This is a genomic window from Synechococcus sp. R3-13, assembly GCF_047462195.1.
Lineage (GTDB): Bacteria > Cyanobacteriota > Cyanobacteriia > Thermostichales > Thermostichaceae > Thermostichus.
This window is the reverse complement of the sequence record NZ_JANSIO010000190.1, coordinates 1-6511: the sequence shown is the minus strand read 5'-3', so window position 1 is coordinate 6511 and position 6511 is coordinate 1. Positions and strand designations below refer to the sequence as shown.

Sequence of the window (6511 nt, the reverse complement as noted above, 5' to 3'; positions counted from 1 at the left end):
TGTTCAGGAGAGTTCAGCGTGAATGTATCAGTACCCCTGACTTCCAACCTCTACAGCTCCTAGAGCCATTGAGGCCTAAGCCTCAGCAAATGCCCTTCTCCAGCCCCCCGACAGCACCTGCAAATCCTCCTCATCCAAGTCCGCAGGAGTGCCGGAGCGGATGAGCTCGGCAAAATCTTCGTTGGGCACCATGAAGCAGAGGGCGTAGAGGCGGCCTGGGCCGGTGTTGCGGATTTCATGCACGCCTGTTGGCGGAACCAAAATGCTATCTCCAGTTTTGATGGGGGCCGCTTTTCCATCGCAAATGGCCAGGCCTTCCCCCTTGAGAACAAAAAACATTTCCACAGCCATTTGATGGCGATTTGGAGGGGTTTTGCCTCCCTCATCGAAGATCTCCACACAAAAGGTTAGAGAAATCTGAGCATGAGAAGGATCGAACACGATGGCCAGGCGATTGGTATCGTGGGGGCTGATGCGAAAAGCCTGATAATCGGCAGGGGTTTTAACAATTGGGATCACACAGCGGGAGAGCGTTTGCATCGGGATCCTCCACTCAAGCGATAAGGGGTGAATAGCGGGAAGGGCTAACAGGGGAGAGCCGCCAGCAAGTCAGGGGAGGAGGCGACAAAGCCAAAGCATTGCTTGACGTTATAGAGGGTGGCCAGCAAACAGTATTCAGGAGAGGTGGTGGCGGCGCAGTCTTCCAGCAAAATGCAGTCGTAGCCGAGGAAATTGGCGTCTTGCAGGGTGGTCATGACGCACTGGTCGATGTTCACACCGGCAAAGAAGAGGGTGGTGCGCCCCAGGTTTTTGAGAATGCTATCGAGAGGCGTATCCCAAAAGCCGCTCATGCGGAACTTGTCCACCCAGATATCCTCGGGTTTGACTTCCAACTCCTCCACTACGGACGCACCCCAACTGCCGTGAGTGAGAACCAGAGACCCGTTCTTGGGCAAGGGATCCCCCAGCCCTACTCCCTCTCCGGTGGGGTTGTACACATGTTGCAAGCCAGCACTGATGTTGAGCAGGTCGGGGCGATTGCCCCAGTTCACCCACACAATCGGCACTTGAGCTTGTCGTAGGCGGGGCAGCAGGGCTTTTAGAGGGCCGATGGGAGCCCGCGCCGGTGTGACATCGACGCCGATGCTGGCCAGCCAACCGTCGGGGTGACAAAAGTCGTTTTGCATGTCGATCACCAGCAGCGCCGCTTTGGCCAGATCCAAGCGCAGGGTTTTGCTGGAGGTGGGCAGCAGGATGGGCCGGGGATCCAAGGGCGGACGGGTGAGGTCGGCCATTTCGGCATTCACAGCCCAGGCATTGGGAGGGATCCCAAGGGTCTTCAAGGGGCGATTGGGGGTGCTCATGGATTCTCCGCTCGCGTCGCGCAGCAGTGGGATCAGGTTGGGCAGTTGAGTGATGACCCACAACTACGCTCGACCTTAATGCACAGCCAACCTCACTTTGGAATCGTAGGCTACACTTTCTCACCTTATTAACGCATGGGATCCCCCAGGGTCAGTCGATAGGGGCTGAGATGGAGATCAGGAGAAGAAAAACCGAGGAGATTTCCGAAAAGCTGCCCAGGGATCCCTCCCTGCACGCTATGCTGTAGAAACTTGAAATGATTATGTAGAAGCATGAGCATCCTGCGGCAATATATCTTTCCCGCTCTCATCCTGCTGGTGTTTCTGTTTACCCTGGTGGTGGTGAGCATTCGCTCGTTTCTGCCGGAGGATATGGCCCAGCCTGCCCCCCTAGAAGAAGCAACGCCTGTGGCCCTTTCTGCAAATGCCTGAGGATGGCTGAACAAGGGATCCCTCTGCCTGTGGGTTATCGTTGGCGCATTGGTTCAGCCTGGGATCGGCCCTGGGTGAGGCGAGGATTGCAGGCCACGTTGCAGGAATCTTTTCCAGAGCAAAGCAACTGGGATCACCTGGAAGAGACGCTGGATCGCCTCTTCGACCCACCCCGCACCCCCTGCTGGTGGATCCTCAAGGAAGAAACAGGGGAGCCGGTGGGCTGTGTTTGGGCCGGCATCTCCACCGATCAAGCCACCCATCGGCGGGTAGCCTACATCTTTCTGCTCTGGGTGGATCCCGCCCATCGCCGGCAGGGCCTGGGCAGAGCTTTGATGCAACAGGTGGAACGCTGGGGATCCCAGCAGCAGCTAGCTGCCATTACCCTGCAGGTTTACCATCACAACCAAGCCGCCCTCCATTTCTATCAGCAGGCCCACTTTGCTGTACAAGGCTACTGGTTGTACAAGCCGCTCAGCCCCGCGCCCATAGACGCGCATGTAGAAGAGCATGAATACAAAGGTCATGAAGTTTTGTAAATAAGCTGGGATCCGCTCTCAGTTGCTCTTTTGATGAAAGCGGTGGCAAAGACTGGAGGGAAAGCCCATGTCCAGACCTGTCAAACTCAGTGAAGCTGAGGTCCAAGCCAAGCTGGAAAATCTGCCGGGCTGGTCTTTGCAGGATGGGAAGCTGCATCGTCAATTTCAGTTTCGCTCCTTTGTCGAAGCCTTTGGCTGGATGAGCAGTGTGGCCTTGGTGGCCGAGAGCATGGGGCACCATCCCGAATGGACCAATGTCTACAACCGCGTGCGGGTGCATCTTACCACCCACGATGCCGGGGGCATTACAGAACTGGACTTTACCCTGGCGCAACGCATGAACGAGCTGGCCAGCTAGACGCTTCAGTACCCAACTTTGGGGATCCCTCAAAGCCGGCTTGGCAGAGGATCCCCATTGGTTTGTTGCTGCCTCTAAGGTTGTGTCGGGAGTTGCGCTGGTCTGATAGACTAAGCCTAAGGTTAAGAAATGATAATTTTATGAACGTGCTGGTTGTGGGGGCGACGGGAACGCTGGGCCGTCAGGTGGTGCGCCGAGCCATCGAAGAAGGACATCAAGTCACCTGTCTGGTGCGAAATCCGGCAAAGGCTGCTTTCTTGAGTGAATGGGGCGCTCAACTGAAAGTGGGAAATCTGCTTCAGCCCAGCACCCTCAACTCCGCCATGGAAGGCATCGAGGCGGTGATCGACTGTGCCACGGTGCGGGTGACCGATACCCTCAGCGCCCGTCAGGTGGACTGGGATGGCAAAGTTGCCCTGATCAATGCGGCACGGGCTGCCCAGGTAGGGCATTTTATCTTTTTCTCCATCATGGGCGCCCACCACGAGTATCCCAATGTGCCCCTGATGAATTTCAAGCATCACATCGAGAAGTATTTGGTTGGATCCCAGATGCCCTACACGATTTTTCGTCCGGCGGGCTTTATGCAGGGGTTGATTGGCCAGTACGCCATCCCCATCTTGGAAGAACAAATCGTCTGGGTAACCGGCGAGGGCATGCCAACGGCCTACCTAGACACCCTAGATGCAGCCCGGTTTGCGGTGCGAGCTCTCACTGTAGAAGCTGCCAAGCAGCAAATCTTTCCCTTGGTGGGGCCCAAGGCTTGGACGGCTCGAGAAGTCATTGCCTTGTGCGAGCAGCTCTCCGGCAAAAAGGCCAAAGTCAGCACCATGCCGCTGGGACTGCTGAGAGGGGCGCGCAAGGTGGCGCAGTTTTTTCAGTGGAGCTGGAACATTGCCGACCGGCTGGCGTTTGTGGAGGTGATCGCGGCCAAAGAACCCATGCACGCCGATATGACGCCTGTATGCGAAACCCTGGGGATTGAACTGGCCTCTCTGACCTCTCTTGAGGATTACCTGGCGGAGTATTTCCAGAAGATGTTGAAACGGATTCGCGAGCTGAAGGTCAAGCAACCCAAAGTCAAGACGCCCTTCTAAGTCGTTGTTCTCAGTCTTCTCGGCAATTTCACAGCAGCTTGAGCAGCAACCTTGGGAGAAGGGGTGGACGGGGTCGTGTTTGCGTTAGCGGATGCCATAGCCCCAACTACTGGGATGAACTCCCAGACACTTTTTATTGACACTGCGCCATATTCAAGTTGGCGGAGATCAACCCGTACCATAACACAAAGCCGCTCTGTCGCGACAGCGGGCCGTAGGCCTTCGCTTTGGCGGTGCGGAGCGCTAAACCCAGTTTTCTTGATCATTCCCTGTGTCCAAACAATCGCAAATCCTTAGGTTCCCAAGGGGTTCATTTCCATCTACGCTTTAGAGAGTGAGGGGGTGACAACGACAGAGGTTATTCTGCTCCCCCCGCTTGAACTATAGATTTTTGTCTATAGTTTTTATCGGAAAGTTCAATTTTTATCTATCCTAGTTCGCAGCTAAGATGCTGCTTAAGACTTTTTACAGGATCTCAGCAAGTGTTCCAGTTTGGCCAAGATCCCTGGCCGAAGGAGGATTATGAGCTTGAACGGGCTGGTCACAACTGCATGGCTGATTCCCCTCTACGCCTTGGTGGCGTGGGCGGGAGCGCTGATCTGGTCCCCAGGAATCACCCGGCGCACGGGACCACGTCCGGCAGGTTATTTGAATGCCCTGCTGACCTTAGTGGCTTTCCTTCACAGTGTGGGAGCGCTGGTGGCAATTTGGGATCAGCCGGCGCAGGTCATTCGGTTGCCCTGGCTACAGGTGGGGGATCTGATGTTAGAGCTGCCGCTGCAGGTGTCATCGGTAACTCTGGGGGCCTGCGCTGTGGTGACGGGGCTGAACCTGGTGGCCCAGATCTACGGCTTTGGCTACATGGAAATGGACTGGGGCTGGGCGCGGTTTTTCTCCCTGCTGGGCCTGTTTGAGGGGGGGATGTGTGCCTTGGCTTTGTGCGACTCCCTCTTTTTCAGCTACGTGATCCTGGAGATTTTGACCCTGGGCACTTACCTGTTGGTGGGCTTTTGGTTCAACCAATCGCTGGTGGTGACGGGAGCGCGGGATGCTTTTTTAACCAAGCGCATCGGCGACCTGTTGCTCTTGATGGGGGTAATCGCCATCTATCCCCTGACCGGCTCCTGGGAGTTTGAGGATTTGGCGGCCTGGGCAGAGGCGGTGCAGGCAGGATCTGTCACTGTGGATCCCACCCTGCTGGCCCTGGTAGGGCTGGGGTTGCTGGCCGGCCCCGTAGGCAAGTGTGCCCAATTTCCTCTGCACCTGTGGCTGGATGAGGCGATGGAAGGGCCGATCCCGGCCTCGATTTTGCGGAACGCAGTGGTGGTGGGCACGGGGGCCTGGGTGTTGATTCGCCTGCAACCCCTCTATGAGCTTTCCCCAACGGTGCTGAAGGTGATGCTGACTATCGGCAGCTTGACGGCGGTGGGGGGATCCCTGGTGGCCTTGGCCCAGATCGATGCCAAGCGGGCCCTGTCTTATCTGGTGAGCGCCTACATGGGCTTGATCTTTGTGGCGGTGGGCACCGGTCATCCCCAGCAAGCCTATGGGTTGCTGCTGACCTATGCGCCCGCGATGGCCCTGTTGGTGATGGCGCTGGGCATGGTGATCTGGAACAGCATTACCCAGGATCTGCGCTATCTAGGAGGCTTGTGGTCGCGGCGCCCTATCTCGGGGCTGTGCTTCTTGACCGGAATGGCTGGAATCATCGCTTTGCCTCCCTTCGGCTCCTTTTGGGTGCTGACGGATCTGTGGCAGCAGTTGGTGCAATCGGGGCAGGGGTTGTGGGCGGCAGTTGTGCTGGTTACCAATGCGGTGACGGCGCTGGGGCTAACGCGGGTATTTGGCCTTGTTTGGGGGGGCAAACCGCAGCAGATGAGCGAGCGCTCGCCAGAGGTGCATTGGCCGATGATGCTGCCCAGCACCGCCATGATGGGGGTAACGCTGCACATGCCCATGATCCTAGCGGCACTAGGTCTGATTCCCGCTCTGGAAGGGATCCCTGTTGGGGTAATGACGGGATCCAGCTTGACAGGCATTGCCTTGGGAGCCTGGCTGTATCTGCGTCCGCAGCGGCAGCCGGTGGACTGGGCCTTCTTGGCCGACTGGCAGGATCTGTTGGCCAACGACTTCTACACCCCCAAGCTCTACCGGGCCAGTGTGGTGTTTGTGGTGCGCATCATCTCTGAGATCACGGCCCTGTTCGATCGCTATGTGGTGGACGGCTTGGTGAATTTAACCAGCTTGGCGGTATTGGCGGGTGGACAGGTTTTGAAATACACCACCTCTGGCCAGTTGCAAGCCTATGTGCTGACGATTGTCGTGGGGGTGGCCCTGCTGGGCTGGCTGATTCTCTAGGCTTGGGCGATAGCGGGACGGAGTCCTTAGACAAAGAGGGAAAAGACCATGCTGAGTGCCTTGATTGTGTTGCCGATCTTGGGATCCCTGCTCCTGTTCTTAGGCTTGGGGGGGCGAAAGCTGGCGGTGGCCTTGGCCGGGATCCCGCTGGGGATCTCGCTGCTGCTGTTTGCCAACTTTGACCTGCAAGCGGAAGGGCTGCAGTGGGTGCAGCGGTGGGATTGGATCCCGTCAATCGGGCTGAGCTATTCCCTGGGCCTGGACGGGTTGTCCTTGCTGATGGTGGCTTTGAACGGGTTGCTCACGCTGATTGCGGTGCTGACAGCTGAGCCAGAGGTGAAGCGGCCCAACCTCTTATACGGC

Annotated in this window: 7 protein-coding genes and 1 pseudogene; 6 read left to right on the top strand and 2 right to left on the bottom strand. The window is 57.2% G+C overall.

Annotated features, from left to right (window positions below):
* Positions 1 to 75: 75 nt before the first annotated feature.
* Both NW856_RS05725 and NW856_RS05720 read right to left on the bottom strand, forming a co-directional pair.
* Entirely contained in the window at positions 76 to 540 is a 465-nt protein-coding gene (locus tag NW856_RS05725) for a cupin domain-containing protein (protein ID WP_414331516.1), read from the bottom strand.
* A gap of 44 nt (positions 541 to 584) precedes the next feature.
* Positions 585 to 1427, bottom strand: a complete 843-nt coding sequence (locus NW856_RS05720) for a cysteine hydrolase family protein (protein ID WP_414399477.1) — start codon at positions 1425 to 1427, stop codon at positions 585 to 587.
* Positions 1428 to 1637: 210 nt separating this feature from the next.
* Between NW856_RS05720 and NW856_RS05715 the strand changes: the two genes are divergently transcribed.
* From NW856_RS05715 to NW856_RS05690, 6 genes and pseudogenes are all read left to right on the top strand, one after another.
* The gene (locus NW856_RS05715) at positions 1638 to 1796 is read left to right on the top strand and encodes a hypothetical protein (protein ID WP_011434410.1); all 159 of its coding nucleotides are present in this window, start codon (positions 1638 to 1640) and stop codon (positions 1794 to 1796) included.
* A gap of 2 nt (positions 1797 to 1798) precedes the next feature.
* Positions 1799 to 2335 carry a GNAT family N-acetyltransferase gene (locus NW856_RS05710; protein ID WP_414399476.1) on the top strand — a complete coding sequence of 179 codons (537 nt, stop codon included), beginning with the start codon at positions 1799 to 1801 and terminating at the stop codon, positions 2333 to 2335.
* A gap of 67 nt (positions 2336 to 2402) precedes the next feature.
* Positions 2403 to 2693 (top strand): 4a-hydroxytetrahydrobiopterin dehydratase, encoded by a 291-nt coding sequence (locus NW856_RS05705; protein ID WP_099812243.1) that lies wholly within the window; start codon positions 2403 to 2405, stop codon positions 2691 to 2693.
* 140 nt (positions 2694 to 2833) lie between these two features.
* A complete protein-coding gene (locus tag NW856_RS05700) occupies positions 2834 to 3790 on the top strand; it encodes an NAD(P)H-binding protein (protein WP_414399475.1) in 957 nt (318 codons plus the stop codon).
* Between the two features lie 522 nt (positions 3791 to 4312).
* Positions 4313 to 6148, top strand: coding sequence for an NAD(P)H-quinone oxidoreductase subunit F (locus NW856_RS05695; RefSeq protein ID WP_414399474.1), 1836 nt, complete (start codon positions 4313 to 4315; stop codon positions 6146 to 6148).
* Between the two features lie 48 nt (positions 6149 to 6196).
* Positions 6197 to 6511 (top strand): annotated as a pseudogene (locus NW856_RS05690) (NAD(P)H-quinone oxidoreductase subunit D4); the annotation flags it as partial.

Coding starts and splice junctions, on each gene's coding strand:
- NW856_RS05715 (WP_011434410.1), top strand. CDS start 1,638: ATGAGCATCCTGCGGCAATATATCTTTCCCGCTCTCATCCTGCTGGTG.
- NW856_RS05695 (WP_414399474.1), top strand. CDS start 4,313: ATGAGCTTGAACGGGCTGGTCACAACTGCATGGCTGATTCCCCTCTAC.
- NW856_RS05710 (WP_414399476.1), top strand. CDS start 1,799: ATGGCTGAACAAGGGATCCCTCTGCCTGTGGGTTATCGTTGGCGCATT.
- NW856_RS05725 (WP_414331516.1), bottom strand. CDS start 540: ATGCAAACGCTCTCCCGCTGTGTGATCCCAATTGTTAAAACCCCTGCC.
- NW856_RS05700 (WP_414399475.1), top strand. CDS start 2,834: ATGAACGTGCTGGTTGTGGGGGCGACGGGAACGCTGGGCCGTCAGGTG.
- NW856_RS05705 (WP_099812243.1), top strand. CDS start 2,403: ATGTCCAGACCTGTCAAACTCAGTGAAGCTGAGGTCCAAGCCAAGCTG.